Source organism: Actinoplanes flavus, assembly GCF_017592555.1.
Lineage (GTDB): Bacteria > Actinomycetota > Actinomycetes > Mycobacteriales > Micromonosporaceae > Actinoplanes > Actinoplanes flavus.
Map to the genome: position 1 here is coordinate 78,788 of NZ_JAGFNS010000021.1, position 21,621 is coordinate 100,408.

Sequence of the window (21,621 nt, forward strand, 5' to 3'; positions counted from 1 at the left end):
TCCTCAGTGCTCGCCCATGGCGAGGCGCAGGCTTCGGGGCCGCATGTCGGTCCACACCGTCTCGATGTGCTCCAGGCACTTCTCGCGGCTGCCCCGTACGCCGACGGTCTGCCACCCGGCCGGGACCGCGCGGCCCGCGGCCCAGATGGAGTACTGCTCCTCGTCGTTGACGACGACGTCGTACTCGTCCTCGCTCATGGCTGCTTCCTTTCCGTGGTCGGTTGGAGGTGGTGCACGGCGGCGACCAGCGCGCGCATGGTGGGGTCGGCCAGGAAGTCGGCCAGGTCGACGGTGACGCCGAGCTCCTCGTCGAGGCGGGCGAGCAGCCTCAGCGCCTTGATGGAATGGCCGCCCAGCGCGACGAAACTGTCGTCCGGGCGGGCCCGCGCCAGGCCGAGGGATTCGCGCCACAGCGCGGCGACGGCCTCGGTCACGGCGTCGTCCGCGGGGTCTTCGGGGGGCGCCTCGGCGGCGGTGCCCGGGGCGTCCAGGGAGGCGAGCAGCGCGGCGCGATCCACCTTGCCGTTCGCGTTGAGGGGCAGCCGATCGGCGACGGCCACGGCCGGGATCATGTAGGCGGGCAGCCGCGTCCGCAGATCCTCGGTGAGCCCGGCGGCGTCGCGGGTGCCGGTGACCCAGGCCAGCAACTCGGCGCTGTCGGCGGCGGCGCGGGCGGCGACCACCGCGTCGTCGACGCCCGGCAGGGAACGCAGCGTGTGCTCGATCTCGCCGAGCTCGACCCGGAAGCCGCGAACCTTGACCTGGTCGTCGGTCCGGCCCCGGAAGAAGAAGGTTCCGTCCAGCAGCATGCGCACCCGGTCTCCGGTGCGGTAGAGGCGCCCGGGCCCGAACGGGTTCGGGACGAACGAGGCCGCGGTGAGGGCGGGGTTGCCGTGGTAGCCGCGGGCCAGGCCGTCGCCGCCGACGTACAGTTCGCCCTCGGCGCCGGGCGGGACCGGTTCTCCGTCGGGTCCGAGCGCGTACGCCGTCGACCCGGAGACCGGCCGGCCGATCGGCAGCGGGCCCGGGTCGAGACCGGCCGCCGTCACCTGTTGCAGCGTGCTGACCGTCGTGTTCTCGGTCGGGCCGTAGACGTTGACGACCGAGGCGGGCGGCCGGTGTGCCAGCAGCCGTGCGAGCCGCTGCTCGTCGGCCTTCTCCCCGCCGAAGATCAGCAGCCGGAGGTCGCCGAGGGCGTCCGGCGCGAAGTCGATGACGGTGTTGAGCAACGCGGTGGGCAGCCCCAGCACGCTGATCCGGTGCTCGTCGAGGAACGCGCGCAGCCGGGCCGGCGACGAGACGTCCTCCCGGTTGCCGATCGCCAGCACGGCGCCGGCGCCTAGCGCACCCCAGATCTCCAGGATGGCGGCGTCGAACGCGGGATTGCACAGGTGCGCGACGCGGTCGTCGCGCCGGTACTCCAGGCCGGCGGCGTCGGGGACGAGACGGCTGATCGCGCGGTGCGGAACGACGACCGTCTTGGGGCGCCCGGTGGTGCCGGAGGTGGACATCAGGTAGGCGGCGTCGTCCCCGGTGACGCGTACCGGGACGCCCGGGTCGGCCACCCGGCCCGGGTCGTCGAGCAACCGGTCCAGCCGCAGCACGCGCAGACCCGCGGGCATCGGCGGGGACGCCGCGGTGACCAGCGCCGCGTCGGCCACCCCGTCGAGGGCGGCCCGGAGCCGCTGCGCGGGCTGGCCCTGGTCGACCGGCAGATAGGCGCACCCGGCGTAGAAGATGCCGAGGTAGGAGCAGATCGCGTCGGCTCCGCGCGCCATCGGTACGGCGACGACGTCACCGCGGCGCAGTCCGGCCGCCCGCAGTCCGGTGGCGATGGCGACGGCCCGCTCGTCGAGCTGCGCGTAGGTGAGTTCGACGCCGTGGTCGCGGATGGCCGGTGCGTCCGGCCGCTGGCCGGCCCGCAGGCGGATGAGTTCCGGAAGCGGGCGCCGGCCGGCGTGGATCGGGCGTTCGGGCAGCCGCAACGGCGCGTCCGGGTTCGCGAAGGCCGCGCCGGCCGCCGCCAGCATCGCGGCGTGCAGCTTCGCGGCGTGCTCGGCGGTGAACAGCCCGCTGAGGTATTCGAGTTCGGCGATCGTGCGGTCCGCCTGCCGGGTGACCGCCCACAGCAGCTCGTACTTCGCCGTCCCGGTGGGCAGCAGATCGCGTACGGCCCGCTGCCCGTCGAACCGCAGCGCGCTCCCCGCCACGTCGAGATAGCTGAGCCCGGCCTGGACCAGCGGCGCGCGGGTGGGATCGCCGCCGGGGCCCAGGTCGTCGACGATGGCCGGGAAGGGCACGCCGCGGTGGGCCAGTGCCGCGGCGGTCGTGGAGCGAACCTGGCGGGCCAGGTCCCGGGCGGTGGTCCCGTCCGGGATGGTCAGCCGCAGCGGCACCGGGTCGACGAACATCCCGATCTCGCCGCGCTGCTCGGCCGTCCGCGAGGAGGCGGCGATCCCGATCACCACATCACGTTCGCCGGTCTGCGCGACGAGGCCCGCCACGTAGGCGACGATCCAGGTCATGAACGGGCTGACCCGTTCCCGGGCGGCGAATCGCGCCATGTCGGCCACCAGGTCCTCGGGGCAGACGAGGCGGTGGACGTCGCCGGTGTTGTCCAGCGCGGCCGGCCGGGGCAGGTCGTGCGGCAGGGCGATGGTCCGGGGGCAGCCGGCCAGGGCCCGCCGCCAGTAGGCCCGGGACTCCTCGTTGACCGCTCGCGCGCCCTCGGGGATCGCGGCGGTCGCCGGCGCGGGCCCGGCGCCCCCGTCGGTGTAGAGCTCGCTGAGGGCGTCCTCGAGGATCGCCAGCGACCCGCCGTCGCACACCAGGTGATGCACGGTGAGCAGCAGGAGGTCACCGTCGTCGCCCCGCTCGACGGCGACCGCCCGCAGCAGCGGCGGGCGGGCCAGGTCGAAGGGCAGGCGGGCGTGTTCGTCGATCAGCTCCCGCAGCGTCTCGGGCGGCAGGCCGCGGCCGTCCAGCCACCGGCACGAGACGGTCGCCCGGGCCGCGGTGACCGCCCGGCCGGGGGCTTCGAAGCCGCGCCGCAGGGCCGGGTGGCCGGCGACGAGGGTGTCCAGGGCGGTCCGCAGACGCGGGATGTCGATGCGGCCGGGGAACCGGTAGAGCGCGGCGATGTGGTAGACCGGCGTGCCGGGGCGCAGCCGTTCCACGAACCAGAGCAGTTCCTCGGCCGGTGTGAGCGGGCGCTCCTCACGTTCGGGCCGCGGGTCGGTCAGGACGGACAGAAGGCGCCCGAACCGCGGATACTGGTAGAGGATGTCGATCTCGAGGTCGGTTCCGGTGACGGCGCGCAGGCTGAGCGCGGCCTCGACGGCCAGCGCGGAGTCGCCGCCCTCGGCGAAGAAGTCGTCCTCGGGGCCGGCGTGGTCGGCGCCGAGCACGGCACACCAGATCCCGGTGACCGCCTCGCGCAGGTGGTCGGCCGCGACGTCGTGGGGCTCAGTCATCGGAGTCTCCGTCCGCGGCCGCGGCGGGCTCGCGCCGCACCAGCCAGTCACCGATGGCGAGGGCGTCCAGAGCGGAACGGGCGTAGGTGGCGACGGCCTCCTGTGGCGTCCGCACGATCGGCTGGCCCCGCAGATTGAACGAGGTGTTGAGGACCACCGGGGTGCCGTGGTCGTCGCCGAACCGGCGGATCAGGGCGTGGAAGCGGGGTGCGAGCTCCCGGTCGACGACCTGGACCCGCGCGGAGCCGTCGACGTGGGTGACCGACGGCAACTCGTCGCGGTACTTGTCCCGCACCTGGGCGACGACGAGCATGTGCCGGTAGCGGCCCTGCTCGCCGGGTTCGATCTCGAAGTACTCGCCCGCCTCCTCGGCGACCACCGCCGGCGCGAACGGCCGGAACTCCTCGCGCTGCTTGACCACCGCGTTCAGGTGGGCGCGCATGTCCGGCGCGGTCGGGTCGGCCAGGATGCTGCGGTTGCCCAGGGCACGTGGCCCGAACTCCATGCGCCCCTGGAACCAGGCGACCACCGCGCCGGAGGCGATCAGGCGCGACGTCTCCGCCAGCAGCGCCTCGCCGGGAAGACGGCTCACCCGGTGCCCGGGCCCGAGCGTGGCCAGCGCCGCCTCGATCTCGGTCTCGCCGAACTCCTCACCCCAGAAGGGCATTCCCATCGCTTTCGGTACGGCGGGAACGTGGCCGCGTAACACGTGCAGGGCCGCGCCGAGGGCGGTTCCGTCGTCGCCCGAGGCGGGCTGGACGAAGATCCGGTCGAACCGGCCGCTGCGCGCGATGAGGCCGTTGGCGGTGCAGTTGAGGGCGACGCCGCCGGCCATGCAGAGATCGCGGTACGTCCCCCCGGCGGCCGCGGCGTCCAGGACGAACAGCAGGCTCTGCTCCAGCGACCGTTGCAGGACGGCGGCGACGTCCATGTGCCGCCGCGTGATCGGGGCGTCGGGATGGCGGGCCGGGCCGAACAGCTCTTCGAGGCGGCGGATCGCCCCGCGGTGGGTCTCCCGCTCGTCCGGGGTCTTGTCGCAGGCCAGCAGCGGCACGCTCAGGCCTCCGCCCGGGCGGAGGACGACCAGCCCGGCGTCCGGGAAGGAGCCCGGGTCGCCGTACGGGGCGAGCCCCATCACCTTGTACTCGTCCATGCCCGGCAGGAACCCGAGGTACTGGGTGACGACGCTGTAGAGGATGCCGAGCGAACTCGCGACGGGATAGGTGCGCAGCGTCTCCAGTCGGCCGTCGTGCCCGCTGAACAGGGAGGTCGACTCCGATTCGCCCATCCCGTCGGCGACCAGCACCAGCGCGTCACGGAAGCCGCTCAGGTGGTAGGTGCTCGCGGCGTGCGCCGTGTGGTGCGGGACGCGAACGAGTTTGCGTTCCCAGTCCTGGTCCGGGTAATGGGACCGCAGCACGTCCAGCTGGACCTCTTCGCTGTACGCCTCCCCGTACCACCGCCGCAGGTACCCGTCGAGTTCGAAGGCCGCGGAGTGCTGATAGCGGAAGCCGTGGGCGACGAGATCGACGTCGTCCAGGGTGGCGCCGGCCATCCGCAGGCAGGCGGCGACGGCGTCGGCCGGGAACGCGCCCGTCCCCTTGACGCCGTCGTGCCGTTCCTGCGCCGAGGCGGCGATCACGCCGTTCTCGTCGACCAGGGCGGCGGCCGAGTCGAGGCCCTGCACCAGACGCTGCTCACGCCGGTCGAGGTCGGGCATCATCCGTTTCTTGAGTGCGGCGGTCCGGTCGAGACCGCTGATTCCGAGGACCAGCACGTCACTCTCCTGTCTGTGCGGTGGACCCGCGGACGGCGTCGGCGATCGCCGTCACCCATGGACGGCGCAGCAGTTGGAAGTGGTCGCCACCGGCGTGGGTGACCGTGAGCGTTCCGGTCAGCTCGCGCCACGCCGCGGCCATGAGATCGCGGCCCTCGCCGCGGCCGAGGACGAGCTCGGCGGGGCCGGCGAACACGCCCGGCCGGTGGGCCGCGAGCCCGGTGAGCATGTCGCGCCAGAAGGTGATGAGCGCGGCGGTGGTGGGCCCGTCCAGTTCGGCGACGGCGGCCGGGTCGACGCCGAGCGCCGCGAACAGGCGGCCCGCGTCGGCCGACCCCAGCAGTGGCGCCGGCCCATGGTCGGCGACCTCGCGGCGGAGCGCGTCGAGGGTGGCGATGTCGGCGCGGTACGCCGCGGCGTCGTCCACCTCATCGGATCGCGGATCGGAGTCGATCAGGACCAGCCGGTGGGTGCGGATCCCACGGTCGGCGAGCGCGCGGGCCACCTCGTGGGCGAGGACACCACCGACGGACCAGCCGGCGATCACCGGCTCCCGGTCGCCGAGGGCCGATGCCAGCTCGCCGGCGTAGCGCCGGGCCAGTCCGGCGATGTCGGACGCACCGGAATCCTCGCCGAGGTGCCCCTGGAGGCCGTACGCCTCGACGTCGTCGCGTACCTCGCTCAGCAGATCCAGATAGCTGAACAGGGTGCCGCCGATGGGGTGGACGAGGACGAGGGGCCGCGCGCCCCGGACTCCGCCGAGGGACACCACGACCGAGCGGTCGGGCGACAGCGTCGCGATCCGTTCGGCCTGTTCGGCGACGGTGGGGGCGGTGTAAAGGTGCGCCAGCGGGATCTCCGCCCCGAACTCCGCGCTCAGCCGCATGGTGAGCCGGATGGCGAGCAGCGAGTGCCCACCAAGAGCGAAGAAGTCATCGTGTACGCCGACGCGGTCCACACCGAGCACGCTCTGCCAGACGGCGGCGATCCGCTGCTCGGTCTCCGTCCGCGGAGCCACCATCTCTCGGCGGGACAGCTCGTCCGGCTCGGCCAACGCCCGCCGGTCGAGTTTGCCACCGACCGTCATCGGCAACGCCTCAACCGCAACCAGCACCGCCGGAACCGCCACCGCCGGCAGCCGAGCCGCCAGATACTCCCGATCCGGCGCCGCCGCACCGTCAACCAGCACCAGATGCCCCACCAACTGCTGCCGGTGAACGCTGACCGCTGCCGCGACCACCGCCGGATGGCCCCGCAGGACCGCCTCGACCTCCTCCAGCTCGACCCGCTGCCCGAGGATCTTCACTTGCAGGTCCCGGCGGCCGAGGAACTCGATCTGGCCGTCCGCTGTGTAGCGGCCCAGATCACCGGTCCGATACAAGCGGCCACCCGGCTCACCGAACGGATCCGGCACGAACACCGCCGCCGTCGCCCCCGGCCTTCGCACGTAACCCCGGCCGACACCGGGGCCACCGACCACGATCTCCCCCACCGAACCCGGCGGCACCAAATCAAGCGACTCATCCACCAAATACAGCCGGGCACTGCCGTACGGCCGGCCCAACACCGGCGACGGGTGTGCGGCGATGTCGGCCATAACCACTTCAACCGTCGTCTCAGCGGGCCCATAGGTGTTGTAGGCGGTCAGCCCCGGGCGGGATCGGAGGGCCTGCCACAGGTCGGGCGGGCACGCCTCACCACCGACCGCGATCACCCGCGGCGGATACGGGGCGTCCAACAGCCCCGCCTCCACCATCAACTGCACCTGCGACGTCGTCGCATCGATGACCTGAACCGCCCGCTGCGGATCCTGCGCCCACGCCACCAGATGCCGCGGATCACGACCCGGCGCCACCACCAGCGTGTGACCACCCAGCAACGGCAACACCTGGGCGAGGAAAAAGTCCGAAATGAACGCCGACGACCCGGCCAGAACCCTGGCATGCTCCAGGCCACCGAAACGGGACAGCAACATCCGCACAGCGAAGTGGGCCAGGCCGCCGTGCTCGACCATCACACCCTTCGGCCGCCCGGTCGAACCCGACGTGAACATCACGTACGCCAGATCCCGCGCCCCCACCCGCGGAAGAACCCCCTCGCCATCACCGTCGGGCGTCACCGACGGCCAGGCGCACGGCTCCCGCGACACGACCACGACCGGCTCCGCGTCTTCCACCATCGCGGCCAACCGCATCGACGGCAGATCCGGGTCCAACGGCAGGAACGCACCACCCGCCTTCCACACCGCCCACACCCCTACGACCGCGTCCACACCCGGCCGCAGATGCAGACCCACCACGTCACCACGACCGACACCGGCCGACACCAGACACCGCGCCAACGCATCACTGCGCGCGTCAAGCTCAGCGAACGTCAAACACTCCCCGTCCGCCTCCACCGCAACCAGGTCCGGCCGCTGTTCGGCGCGCTCCCGGAGCAGCTCGTGCACGGGGGCGGCGAAGGCCGGAACCTCCGCATCGCCGGTCCACCCGGCGATCCGCGCTCGTTCCGGGCCGTTCGCGGCCAGAAGGCCGGACACCGATCCGCCGACCCCCGCCAGCAGATCCTCGAACGACTCCAGCAGACCGTCGGTGCGGATCCCGGCACCGAACTCCAGCGTCAGGTGGAGCCCTTCGGTCGTGCGGGTGGCGCTCAGGGACAGGTCGAAATGGCTGTCCCTGCCCTCGATCGGCAGGTCGCGCACGGTGAGCCCGGCGGGCGGCGGGCCGCCGGTCCGGGATGCGCCGGCGGTGACGGCGAACATGGTGCGGAACAGCGGGTTGACGCCGTCGGCGCGGTCGGGCGCGACAGCGCGGACCACATGCTCGAAAGGCGTCTCCTGGTGAGCGAACGCCGCCAGGACCACCGACCGGACCCGCCGCAGATGCGCCAGGAAATCGTCGGCCGGATCGACCGTCACCCGCAGCGCCAGGGTGTTGACGAAGAAGCCCACCACCGGCGCCAGATCGGGATGGGTACGCCCGGACACCGGGACGCCGACCGTGAGGTCCCGCTCACCGGAGCTGCGGGCGATCAGCAGGCAGTACACCGCCAGGAACGCCATGAACTCCGTCGCGCCCGCTTCGGCGCGAGCCTGGTCGAGCCCGTGCAGCCGGTCGGCCGGAACGAGGCGGGTGCTCTCGCCGGGGGCGGCCGCGCGGTCGGCGTTCCGGTCCGGCCAGGCCGAGGTGGGCGCGCCGTCGAGCGTGTGGCGCCAGAAGGCGAGGTCCTGGTCGGCGCGGCTCGCCACCAGGTCGCGGTGCCAGGCCGCGTAGTCGGCGTAGCGGACCGCCGTCGGCGGCAGCTCGGCGTCACCGCCCGTGCGGTACAGCTCCCACAGTTCGCGCTCGACGATGTCCATCGACCATTCGTCGACGGCGATGTGGTGTGCGACGAACAGCACCACGTGCCGGTCCGGCGCCGTACGCCAGACGTCGACCCGCAGCATCGGCCCGGTGGTGAGGTCGAACGGCTCCCGGGCCGCCCGCTCGACGAGCCCCATCAGCTCCGTCTCCCCGGTGTCGTGCACCGTCAGGCCGGTCCGGCCCGCGACGCCGATCCGCTGCACGACCCGGCCGTCCGTGTCGAGGTGCAACGTGGTGCGGAGGGCGTCGTGGCGGGCAACGAGGGCGTCCACCGCCGAGCCCAGCGCCGCCACGTCGAGTTCCCCGTGGATCTCGTAGGCCCACGGGACGTTGTAGGCGGGGTTGTCCGGGTCGAGTTGCCAGAGGAACCACTGCCGCTCTTGCGCGTGCGAGGCGATCCCGGCCTGCTCGGCCCGGGGGATGCGCTCCAGGGTGCCGCTGTGCCGGTCGACCAGTTCGGCCTGCGCCGCCACCGTCGGCCGGGCGAACACCTCGTGCAACGCGACCTCGGCACCCAACTCCGCGCTGACCCGCATGGTGAGCCGAACAGCCAGCAGCGAGTGCCCACCAAGAGCGAAGAAATCATCGTGTACGCCGACCCGCTCCACACCCAGCACGCTCTGCCAGACGGCGGCGATCCGCTGCTCGGTCTCCGTCCGCGGAGCCACCATCTCTCGGCGGGACAGCTCGTCCGGCTCGGCCAACGCCCGCCGGTCGAGCTTGCCACCGACCGTCATCGGCAACGCCTCAACCGCAACCAACACCGCCGGAACCGCCACCGCCGGCAGCCGAGCCGCCAGATACTCCCGATCCGGCGCCGCCGCACCGTCAACCAGCACCAGATGCCCCACCAACTGCTGCCGGTGAACGCTGACCGCTGCCGCGACCACCGCCGGATGGCCACGCAGGACCGCCTCGACCTCCTCCAGCTCGACCCGCTGACCCAGGATCTTCACCTGAAGGTCCCGACGGCCCAGGAACTCGATCTGACCGTCCGCTGTGTACCGGCCCAAATCACCGGTCCGATACAAGCGACCACCCGGCGCACCGAACGGATCCGGCACGAACACCGCCGCCGTCGCCCCCGGCCGCCGCACATAACCACGACCGACACCCGGGCCACCGACCACGATCTCCCCCACCGAACCCGGCGGCACCAGATCAAGCGACTCGTCGACCAGATACAACCGGGCACTGCCGTAGGGGCGGCCCAGCACGGGAGACGGGTGCGCGGCGATGTCGGCGCACGTCGTGTCGACCGTCGTCTCGGCCGGGCCGTAGATGTTGTGGGCCGCCACGCCGGGACGCGATCGTAGGGCCTGCCACAGGTCCGGCGGGCACGCCTCGCCGGCCGGCTCGATCAGCCGGGGCGGGTACGGAGCGTCCAGCAGTCCCGCCTCCAGCAGCAGCTGGACCTGCGAGGTGGTGGTGCAGACGACGTCCACCGCCCGCTGCGGATCCCGCGCCCGTTCCACCAGTCCACGGGGGTCGCGGCCCTCCAGTCCGGAGAGCACGAGCAGCCGGTGGCCGCCCAGCAGCGGCAGGGTCTGCTCCAGGAAGAAGTCGGAGATGAACGCCGACGTGCCGGTGACGACCCGGGCGTGTTCGCCGGCCCCGGCTCTGCGCAGCCTCGGCAGCAGCTGGCGTTCGGCGAAGGTGGCGAGACCGCCGTGTTCCAGCATCACGCCCTTGGGCCGGCCGGTCGAGCCGGAGGTGAACATCACCGCGGCCAGATCCCGCGCGCCCACCGTGGGGAGGACGGCGTCGGCATCGCCGTCGGGTGTGACCGACGGCCAGGCGCACGGCTCCCGCGAGACCACCACGACGGGTTGCGCGTCCTGCACCATCGCGGCCAGCCGCATCGACGGCAGATCCGGGTCCAGCGGCAGGAACGCGCCACCCGCCTTCCACACCGCCCACACCGCCACCACCGCGTCCACACCCGGCCGCAGATGCAGACCCACCACGTCACCACGACCGACACCGGCCGACACCAGACACCGCGCCAGCGCCTCACTGCGCGCATCGAACGCGGCGAACGTCAAACACTCCCCGTCCGACTCCACCGCGACCAGGTCCGGCCAGCGTTCGGCGCGTTCCCGGAGCAGCTCGTGTACGGGAACGCCAACCGCCGGAACCTCCGCGTCACCGGTCCACGCGGCGATCCGCTCCCGCTCCGAGCCGCTCGCGCGCAGCAGCTCCGACACCACCACCTGAGGTGACCCGCCGACCGCCGCGAGCAGATCCACGAACGACCCCAGCAGGTCCTCGGCCTCGCCCGCCTCGAGGATCGCGGTGCTGAACTCCACTGTCAGGTGCAGCCCCTCGGCCGTACGCGCGGTTCCCATCAACAGGTCGAAGTGGTTGCCGCCGCCCGCGATCGGCAGGTCGCCGAGGGTCAGCCCGGCGGCGGCGAGCTCAGCCGGACGGTCGCCGGTCCCGGCATCCGGGGCGAAGGAGAAGAGCGTGCGGAACAGCGGGTTGACACCGTCGGCGCGGTCGGGCGCGACCGCGCGGACCACATGCTCGAAAGGCGTCTCCTGGTGGGCGAACGCCGCCAGCACCGCCGACCGGACCCGCCGCAGATGCGCCAGGAAATCGTCGGCCGGATCGACCGTCACCCGCAACGCCAGGGTGTTGACGAAGAAGCCCACCACCGGCGCCAGATCGGGATGGGTACGCCCGGACACCGGGACGCCGACCGTGAGGTCCCGCTCACCGGAGCTGCGGGCGATCAGGAGGCAGTACACCGCCAGGTAGAGCATGAACTCCGTGGCGCCCGCCTGCGCGCGGATCCGGTCCAGCGCTCGCAAGCGTTCCGCCGGCACGATCCGGGCACGCTCGTCGGCCTCGCCGGAGCCGGAGGAGGGCTGGGGCCAGGACGACGTGGCGCCGTCCAGCGCCTCCCGCCAGTACGCGAGATCCTCGTCCGCCCGGCTCTCCACCAGGTCCCGATGCCAGGCCGCGTAGTCGGCGTAGCGGACCGCCGTCGGCGGCAGCTCGCCGTCGCCGCCTGACCGGTACAGCTCCCACAACTGCCGCTCGAGTACGCCGATCGACCACTCGTCGACGGCGATGTGGTGTGCGACGAACAGCACGACGTGCCGGTCCGGCGCCGTACGCCAGACGTTCACCCGCAGCATCGGCCCGGTGGTGAGGTCGAACGGCTGCCGGGCCGCCCGCTCGACGAGCCCCGGCACCTCCGCCTCGCCGGCCACCGAGAACGCCATCACGCCCGGCTCGACGGCGTCCAGCCTCGGCACCACGCGCCCCTCCGCGTCGAGATGCAGGGTCGTACGCAGCGACTCGTGGCGCTCAAAGAGGGTATCCACCGACCTGCCGAACACCGTCAGGTCCAGCTCGCCGCGTACCTCGTAGCCCCAGGGAACGTTGTAGGTCGGGTTGTCCGGGTCGAGTTGCCAGAGGAACCACTGCCGTTCCTGCGCGTGCGAGGCGATCCCGGCCTGCTCGGCCCGGGGGATCCGCTCCAGGGTGCCGCTGTGCCGGTCGACCAGTTCCGCCTGCGCCGCCACCGTCGGCCGGGCGAACACCTCGTGCAACGCGACCTCGGCACCCAACTCCGCGCTGACCCGCATGGTGAGCCGAACAGCCAGCAGCGAGTGCCCACCAAGAGCGAAGAAATCATCGTGTACGCCGACCCGCTCCACACCCAGCACGCTCTGCCAGACGGCCGCGATCCGCTGCTCGGCCTCCGTCCGCGGAGCCACCACCTCTCGCGGGGACAGCTCCGGTGGCTCGGCCAGTGCCCGCCGGTCGAGTTTGCCGCCGACCGTCATCGGCAACGCCTCGACCGCCACCAGCACCGCCGGAACCGCCACCGCCGGCAGCCGAGCCGCCAGATAGTCCCGATCCGGCATCACCGCATCGTCAGCCAGCACGAGGTGCCCCACCAGTTGCTGCCGGTGAACGCTGACCGCTGCCGCGACCACCGCCGGATGGCCCCGCAGGACCGCCTCGACCTCCTCCAACTCGACCCGCTGCCCGAGAATCTTCACCTGAAGGTCCCGACGGCCGAGGAACTCGATCTGACCGTCCGCTGTGTACCGGCCCAGATCACCGGTCCGATACAAGCGACCACCCGGCGCACCGAACGGATCCGGCACGAACACCACCGCCGTCGCCCCCGGCCGCCGCACATAACCACGACCGACACCCGGGCCACCGACCACGATCTCCCCCACCGAACCCGGCGGCACCAGATCAAGCGACTCGTCCACCAGATACAGGCGGGCGCCGCCGTACGGCCGGCCCAACACCGGCGACGGGTGTGCGGCGATGTCCGCCATAGCCACTTCGACCGTCGTCTCCGCAGGCCCATACGTGTTGTAGGCCGCCACGCCAGGACGCGATCGCAGAACCTGCCACAGATCCGGCGGGCACGCCTCACCACCGACCGCGATCACCCGCGGCGGATGCGGGGCGTCCAACAGCCCCGCCTCCACCATCAACTGCACCTGCGACGTCGTCGCATCGATGACCTGAACCGCCCGCTGCGGATCCTGCGCCCACGCCACCAGATGCCGCGGATCACGACCCGGCGCCACCACCAGCGTGTGACCACCCAGCAACGGCAACACCTGGGCGAGGAAAAAGTCGGAGATGAACGCCGACGACCCGGCCAGAACCCTGGCATGCTCCAGGCCGCCGATGCGGGACGGCAGCATGTGTACGGCGAGATGGGCGAGACCGCCGTGCTCGACCATCACGCCTTTCGGCCGCCCCGTCGAGCCGGACGTGAACATCACATACGCCAGATCCCGCGCCCCCACCGTGGGAAGAACCGCGTCTGCGTCCTCGTCAGGCGACACCGACGGCCACGGACACGACTCCCGCGACACGACCACGACCGGCTCCGCGTCTTGCACCATCGCGGCCAACCGCATCGACGGCAGATCCGGGTCCAACGGCAGAAACGCACCACCCGCCTTCCACACCGCCCACACACCTACGACCGCATCCACACCCGGCCGCAGATGCAGACCCACCACGCCACCACGACCGACACCCGCCGACACCAGACACCGCGCCAACGCATCACTGCGCGCATCAAGCTCAGCGAACGTCAAACACTCCCCGTCCGACTCCACCGCAACCAGATCCGGCCACCGCTCAGCGCGCTCCCGGAGCAGCTCGTGTACGGGGGCGGTGGCCTCGTACACGTCGGTTCCCTGCCATGCGGTGAGCAGGCGTCCCTGTTCGGCGTCGAGCAGGGACGACGCCCGGTGGTGGGCCTCGCCGTTGCGTGCCATCGCGTCGAGGGCCCGCAGATGGAGGTCGCGAAGCTGTCCGATCTGGCCGTCGGTGAGGTCCCGGAGGGAGTAGCCGATCTCCAGGAGGAGCCCGCCGGTGTCGAGGTCGTGGCTGACGGTCACGTCCAGCGGGAAGTTGGTGCGCGCCACGCCGGGCTGCACCTCGGTCCCGTCCCGGTCGAGGGTGCCGTCGACGGTGAGCCGCGCGATGCGGTGGAAGTTGTTGTAGGTGAAGTTGGTCTCGACCAGTGGCGCGTCGCCGCCGTACTCGCGCTGGAGCAGGGCCATCGGGTAGCGGCGGCGGGACAGCAGGTCACGCTCGGCGCGCAGGACGCCGCGTACGAGATCCTGCCAACTGCCCTCCGGCAGCCGTACCCGCAAAGGCACCGTGTTGAGGAAGAGCCCACGTGCCTCGGCGCCGTCGGGTTCCTCCAGGCGGCCGTTGGCCGTCATACCGATGAGGACGTCGGTCGAGCCGGTGATCAGGCCGATCACCTTGAGGTGGGCGGCGAGCACGACCGTCTTGAGGGGCACTCCGGCGCGACGGGCGAACGTCTCCAGCGCCGCCAGCTGCTCGGCGGAGATCGGGGTGGTCAGGGTTGCGTGGCCGGCAGCCTCGTCGCGGTCGTGTCGTTCGTCCGGGCGTACCGCGAGGTCGGGGCCGCCGGACCAGCGGGGTATCCGCCCGCCGGGGGCCGTGGCGAGGCGGTCGCGCCAGAACGCCGCGATCTCCGGCGAGCTGACGGCCGCCCGTTCGGCGGCGACGAAGTCCCGGTAGAGCGAGCGGAGGGGTTCGATGGCCGGCTGGTCACCGGCGAGCAGCCGGCGGTACAGGTCGGTGATCTCCGAGATGGTGGAGACCATGCTCCAGCCGTCCAGGATGGCGTGGTGTTCGGTGATGGTCCACTGGAACGCGTGGTCGGACAGCACGTGCACGGCCATCCGGAACAGCGGCGCCGCGGACAGGTCGAACCGTGCGTGCCGCTGGTCGCGGAGATGGTCGCGCAGCGGGGCGCCGGAGCCGCCACGGAGGTCGACGACGGTGAGGGGCACCTCGACGGCGCTGTGCACCAACTGCATCGGCTCGCTGAACCCGGCCAGGTCGAACGAGGTACGCAGCACCGGGTGCCGGGCCACCACACGGTCGACCGCCTCCCGGAAGCACGCCTCGTCGAAGCGGCCGGCTAGGCGCAGCGTCTCGACGTTGTGATAGGGGTTGCGTGCCGGGTCGCGCTCCATCTCGAAGACCATGCCGACCTGTAGCTGTGCCATCGGATAGGCGTCGTCCAGCCCGGCCGGAAGCAGCGCACGGTCGTCCGGGTGGACCAGGGAGAACGGCTGGGTCGGCGGCGCCTCGTGGCGTGTGGTCGGGTCCAGGGCCGCGGCCTGCCCGGCCAGCGTCGGTGTGTCGAGAACCTGCTGGAGTTCCAGGGTGAGGCCGGCGTCCCGGGCCCGGCCGACGATCTGGATACTGCGGATGGAGTCGCCGCCGAGGGCGAAGAAGTCGTCGTGCCGGCCCACCCGGTCGACGCCCAGCACCTGGCGCCAGATGCCGGCCAGGATCTCCTCGACGTCGCCGCTGGGCGGTTCGTACCGCTGCTCCAGCGACGGCCGGCCGGTGCCCGGCTCCGGAAGCGCACGCCGGTCGACCTTGCCCTGGGGTGTCAGCGGAAGCGTGCCGAGGGTGACGAAATGGCGCGGGATCATGTAGTCCGGCAGTCCCCGGCCGAGCCATGCTCGCAGTTCGCCGGCGGTCGGCGCGCCCGGCCCGGCCGGGTCCGGCACGAGGTGGGCGACCAGCTCGGTGCGGCCCTCCGGATCGGCGTGCGGGACGACGGCGGCCTCGAGGATCCGGGGGTGGGTGGCGAGCGCGTTCTCGATCTCACCGGTCTCGATCCGGTATCCGCGGATCTTGACCTGGGTGTCGGCCCGCCCGAGGTATTCCAGGCTGCCCCGCGGGTTCCATCGGGCCAGGTCGCCGCTGCGGTACAGGCGCGTGCCGGGGGTTGCGGACAGGTGGTCGGGCACGAACCGTTCGGCGGTCAGCGCCGGGCGGCCGAGGTAGCCGCGGGCCAGTCCGGCGCCGGAGACGTGCAGCTCGCCGGTGACGCCGATCGGGCAGGGTACGCCGTCGCGGTCCAGCACGTGCGCGCCGAGGTCCGGCAGGGGCCGTCCGATCCGGCTGACGGTCCCTTCGACGTGGCCGGCGTCGAGTTCCAGGTACGTGACGTGGACGGTGGTCTCGGTGATGCCGTACATGTTCACCAGCAGCGGGGACGCGTAGCCGTGCCGGGACGCCCAGCGGCGCACCGACGGCCGGTGCAGGGCCTCGCCGCCGAACACCACCGCCCGCAGCGCGAGGTCGCCTCCGGTCCGCTCGTCGACGGTCTCGAACTGGCGGAACGCGGACGGCGTCTGGCTGAGGATGGTCACCTGCTCGTCGCGGACGAGCCGGTGGAACGCGTCGGCGTCGCGGCTCACGGCGTACGGCACCACCACGACGCGGCCGCCGGTGGTGAGCGCGCCCCACAGTTCCCACACCGAGAAGTCGAACGCGAAGCTGTGGAACAGCGACCACACGTCGCCGGGGCCGAACGGCAGGTGTTCGCGTACGCCGTGGATGAGCCGAACCACGTTGCGGTGGGTCACGGTCGTCCCCTTCGGGCGGCCGGTCGACCCGGACGTGAAGATCACGTAGCAGCCGCCGTCCGGATCGACCGCGGGGAGGGCGGGGTCGCCGGGTTCGGTCGTGTCGTCGCCCAGGTCGACCTGTGCCCAGGGGCCGTCCGGCACCCGGGAGGCGGTGGCGGCGTGCACCACGACCAGCGGCGCCGCGACGTCGCGCAACATGAACTCGATCCGCTCGGCCGGGAACGCCGTGTCCAGGGGCACGTACACCCCACCGGCCCGCAACACGGCCAGGCAGGCCACCACGGTCTCCCAGGACCGCTCCACGCAGACGCCGACGCACACCTCGGGGCCGACGCCGAGGCGGCGCAGCCGTCGCGCCAGACGGCCGGCGCGTTCGTCCAGCTCCCGGTACGTCAGGACGGTCTCGCCGCCGGTCAGCGCCACCGCGTCGGGCCGGGCCCGGGTCGCGGCCGCCACCAGCTCGTGCACGGTCGTCGCGCCCGGGACGGGCAGCCCCGGCCGCGACCACGCCGAGACCTGCCGGGCCTCCCGTCCGGAGGCGACAGCGACGGTGGTGTGCCGTGACGACGGGCCGGCGGTCATCGCCCGGAGGCAGCGCACGTGATAGTCGCGCAGCAGCGTCACCTGGTCGCCGGTGAGCTTGCGGGTGTCGTATTCGAGTTCGAGGCGCAGCCCGGCGGCCCCGGCTTCCCGGCTCACCGAGACGAGCAGCGGCAGGCTGGTGCGGGAGGAGCCGGACGGGCCCTGGCCGGCGGCGTCGATGCGCCATCCGCCGGTGCCGTCGGCCAGGCGCCCGAAGCGGTGGAAGTCGTTGTAGACGAAGCCCGCCTCGAACAGCGAGGTGCGGCCGAGTTCCCGTTGCAGCGCCGCCATCGGGTAGCGGCGGTGCGGCATGACCTCGTGCTCGGCGTCGAGGACGGCTCGGGCCAGGTCCCGCCAGCTTCCGTCCGGGAGGGTGACGCGCAGCGGCAGGGTGTTGAGGAACAGGCCGCACACCTCGGCGCCGTCCGCCTCCTCCAGGCGCCCGTGCGAGGAGAGGCCGATCGTGACGTCCCGGCCGCCGGTGACCGCGGCGACCACGCGCAGGTGGGCGGCGAGGACCGCGGTCTTGACCGGGACGCCCGCCCGGCGCGCGAACTGTTCGATGTCGGCCCGCAGGTCGTCGCCGAGCGGGGTGACGAGTGAGCCGTGTCCCAGGGTCTCGTCCCGGTCGTGGCGTTCACCGGGCAGTGTGTCGCCCAGCGGCTGGTGTGCGCCGGCCGACCAGCGGGGCAGCGGGCTCCCGTCGCTGCCGGCGAGGCGGTCGCGCCAGAAGTCGCGGGTGGCCGGGGTGCGCAGCGCCTCGCGTTCGGCCGCGATGAAGTCCCGGTAGAGCGATCGCGGCGGGGTGTCGCCCGGGTCGCGCCCGGCGAGAAGCTCCTCGTGGAGGGTGGTGATCTCGGAGAGTGTGGAGGTCAGGCTCCAGCCGTCGAGGATGGCGTGGTGTTCGGTGACCGTCCACTGGAAGGTGGTGCCGGACAGCAGGTGGACGGCCATCCGGCACAGCGGGGCCGCGGTCAGGTCCAGTGGGGCGCCGCGCTGCACACGGAGGTGCTCGTCGATGACGGCCCGCTGCCGGTCCGCCGGCTCGCCGCGCAGGTCGTGGACGGTGAACGGGATCTCGGCGGTGGGGTGCACCAGTTGCAGGGGCTCGCTGAAGCGGCTCAGAGCGAAGGAGGTCCGCAGGACGGGGTGCCGGGCGGTCACCCGGGCGAGCGCCGCGCGGAAGCACGCCTCGTCGAACGGCCCGGTCAGCCGCATGGTGTGAACGTTGTGGTAGGGGCTGCGGCCGGGGTCGCGCTCCATCTCGTACACCATGCCGGTCTGCAGGTCCGACATCGGGTACGCGTCCTCCAGGCCGTCCGGCAGCAGTTCGCGGTCGTCCTCGGTGACGAGTGAGAAGGCGGTGGACCGGGTTTCCGTCGTGCTCTGCCCCAGGGCGGCCGCGAAGCCGGCCGGCGTCGGATCGGCCAGCAGGGCCGCCATGCCGGCGGTCAGTCCCGCCTCCCGGACCAGTCCCAGGACCTGGATGCTGCGGATGGAGTCGCCGCCGAGGGCGAAGAAGTCGTCGTGCCGGCCGACCCGGTCGACACGCAGCACCCGGCACCAGATCTCGGCCAGCAGCTCCTCGACCGGGCCCTGCGGCGCCACGTACTCCTGCCCCGCATCCGCCCGCACCAGCTCCGGATCCGGCAACGCACGGCGGTCCACCTTCGCCCGCGGCGTCAACGGCAGAGCGTCCAGGAAGACGAACAAACGCGGAACCATGTACGCCGGAAGCCGTCCGCCCAGCCAGGACCGCACCTCACCCGACGACAGGCCTTCGCCGTCCGCCACCAGGTAGGCCACCAGGTCCCCGCGTGCGGCGACCACCACGCATTCGCGTACGTCCGGGTGCCCGCGCAGGGCGGCTTCGACCTCGCCCAGTTCGACCCGGTAGCCGCGCACCTTGACCATGTGGTCGGTCCGGCCCAGGAACTCCACCAGCCCGTCCACCGACCACCGGCCCCGGTCCCCGGTCCGGTAGAGACGCTCCCCGGCCCGGAACGGGTGCGGCAGGAATCGCTCGGCGGTCATCGCCGGTTCGAGGTATCCGCGCGCCAGGCAGGGGCCCGACACGTACAGCTCGCCCGGAGTCCCCACCGGAACCGGCATGCCGGCCTCGTCGAGAACCCACACCTGGGTGTTGACCAACGGCACTCCCAGGGGCAGGGCACCCGCCGGCACCGAGCCACGCCGGAACACCCCGCACACCGAGAACGTCGTCGTCTCCGTCGGCCCCCAGCAGTTGACCACCTCCAGATCCGGGCAACGCTCCAGAATCCGCGCCACGTGACCCGGCGACACCGTCTCGCTGCCGGTCAGGAAACGGCGCAGACCGTCGAACATCCCCGGCTCGTGGTCGACCAGCAACGCGAACAACGACGCCGTCGCGTGCAGCACGGTCACGTCGAAGCGGGCGACCCATGCGGTGATCTCGGCCGGCCCGAACCGCACCGCCGGCGGCAGCGCCAGCCGCCCGCCGCCGGCGAGCGGCGCCCACACCTCGAAGGTGGACACGTCGAACGAGGCGGGGGCGATCTGGAGCAGGGTGTCGCCGGCCGGCACCGTCATGATGTCGCCGCTGTGCAGCAGTTCGCTGACGTTGCGGTGCCGGGTCACCACGCCTTTCGGCTGCCCGGTCGAACCGGAGGTGAAGATCATGTAGCAGCCGTCGTCCGGGCCGGCGCCGCCGGGCAGGTCGTCGGCGTCGCCGTCGGTCCACAGCTTCTCGTCGGCGGTGAGCCGCTGCCAGGGGCCGTCGGGAACGGGGTCGCCCGCGGTGAGGACGAGCGGCGCCCCGGCTCGCGTGAGCATGGATCGCAGGCGGTCGGCCGGGAGGTCGGGGTCGAGCGGCACGTACATGCCGCCGGCTTTGAGCACGGCCAGCCAGCTGGTCACCATCGCGACCGACCGGCGGACGCCGACGCCGACCGCGGTGTCGGCGCGGACGCCGAGGGCCCGCAGCCGCCGGGCCATCCGGTTGGCCCTCGCGTTCAGCTCGCCGTACGTCAGCGTCCCGGTCTCCGTCACGAGGGCCACCGCGTCCGGCGCCTGCGCGGCACGTCTCTCCACGAGCCGGTGTACGGGGTCGGGCGGCACGTCGGCGGTCCGCGCGTTCCAGGACTCCAGCAGTGCCCGCTCGCCGTCGCCGAGCAGGGGCACCCATCGGTGGTCGGCGGCCGGATCCGCCGTCATCGCGGTCATCACGCGTACGTAGTGGTCGCGCAGGACGGTGATCTGCGCGGCCGGGAACGCGCGTGCGTCGTACTCCATCTCCAGGATCACGCCACCGGTCTCCGGTTCCCGGCCGAAGGCGACGACGAGGGCGAAGTGCGTACGGGAGACGTCGGTGAGGTCTTCCCCGTCGCCGGCCGCGGTGGCGGGGATCTGCTGGAAGTCGGTGTAGACGAAGTTGGTCTCGACCAGCTGCGTGCCGCCCAGCTCCCGCTGGAGCGCGGCCATCGGGTAACGCTGGTGCGGCAGCAGTGCGCTCTCCGCGTCGAAGACCGCCCCGATCAGGTCCCGCCAGGCGCCGCCCGGCAGCTTCAGCCGGAACGGCACGGTGTTGACGAAGAGGCCGCACACGTCGGCGCCGTCCTCCTCCTCCAGCCGGCCGTTGGCGGTGAGGCCCGCGACGACGTCGGCGGAGCCGGTGACCAGGCTCATCACCTTCATGTGCGCGGCCAGCAGCACCGACTTGAGCGGCACCCGGCAGCGGCGGGCCAGGTCCCGTAGCCGGGGTGCCAGTTCGGCCGGCAGTGGACTGATCAGCGAGCCGGGGCGGTGGCGTTCTCCCCGGACCGTCTCGGCGGCCGGCCTGGCGGGGCGGTCGTCCGGCCAGCGTGGCAGGCGGCTGTCGGGCGGCTCGTCCAGCCGTTCGTGCCAGAACTCGCGGCTCTCCGCCGATTCCAGGGTCTCCCGCTCGGCGGCGATGAAGTCGCGGTAGGTGGAGCGCAGCGGTGCGGCCTGCGGCTCCCGCCCGGCGAGCAGCCGCCGGTAGCCGTCGGTGATCTCGGCGACGACCGAGGCCAGGCTCCAGCCGTCGAGGATGGCGTGGTGCTCGGTGAGGGTCCACTGGAAGGCGTCGGCGGCCAGCACGTGCACGCCCATCCGGCACAGGGGCGCCGTCGCCGGGTCCAGTGGCGTCCGCCGTTCGCCGTCCAGGTAGGAGGTGAGCGCCGCCCGGGTCGTGTGCTCGTCGGCCGTCCGCAGGTCCGCCACCGTGATCGGGACCTCGGCCGCGTCGTACACCAGCTGCATCGGCTCGCTGAACCCCACGAGCGCGAACGAGGTGCGCAGGATCGGGTGGCGGGCCACGGCATGTGCCACCGCCCGCCGGAACCGATGTTCGTCGAATCGTTCGGGGATCCGGAGGGTGTGGACGTTGTGGTAGGGCAGCCGTTCCGGGTCGCGCTCCATCTCGTAGACCATGCCGATCTGGAGCGCCGACATCGGGTAGGCGTCCTCGATCCCGCCGGCCGCCTGCCGGCGCTGCATCACCT

The 21,621-nt window shown here is 72.6% G+C and carries 4 protein-coding genes and 2 pseudogenes; all 6 read right to left on the reverse strand.

Annotation, left to right across the window (positions count from 1 at the left end):
* Nucleotides 1-3: 3 nt before the first annotated feature.
* On the reverse strand, nt 4-198 hold the full coding sequence (locus J5X75_RS28580) for an MbtH family protein (protein ID WP_208470614.1): 195 nt from the start codon (nt 196-198) through the stop codon (nt 4-6).
* On the reverse strand, nt 195-3,473 hold the full coding sequence (locus J5X75_RS28585; RefSeq protein WP_208470615.1) for a non-ribosomal peptide synthetase: 3,279 nt from the start codon (nt 3,471-3,473) through the stop codon (nt 195-197). The genes J5X75_RS28580 and J5X75_RS28585 overlap by 4 nt, the downstream gene beginning before the upstream one ends.
* A complete protein-coding gene (locus J5X75_RS28590) occupies nt 3,466-5,250 on the reverse strand; it encodes a carbamoyltransferase family protein (RefSeq protein WP_208470616.1) in 1,785 nt (594 codons plus the stop codon). The genes J5X75_RS28585 and J5X75_RS28590 overlap by 8 nt, the downstream gene beginning before the upstream one ends.
* Nucleotide 5,251: 1 nt before the next feature.
* Nucleotides 5,252-9,286 carry a non-ribosomal peptide synthetase gene (locus J5X75_RS46575; protein WP_443607338.1) on the reverse strand — a complete coding sequence of 1,345 codons (4,035 nt, stop codon included), beginning with the start codon at nt 9,284-9,286 and terminating at the stop codon, nt 5,252-5,254.
* Nucleotides 9,287-9,322: 36 nt separating this feature from the next.
* Nucleotides 9,323-10,813 (reverse strand): annotated as a pseudogene (locus tag J5X75_RS46580) (amino acid adenylation domain-containing protein); the annotation flags it as partial.
* Nucleotides 10,793-21,616: pseudogene (locus J5X75_RS28595) on the reverse strand (amino acid adenylation domain-containing protein); the annotation flags it as partial. The pseudogenes J5X75_RS28595 and J5X75_RS46580, both read right to left, overlap by 21 nt.
* Nucleotides 21,617-21,621: the final 5 nt, after the last annotated feature.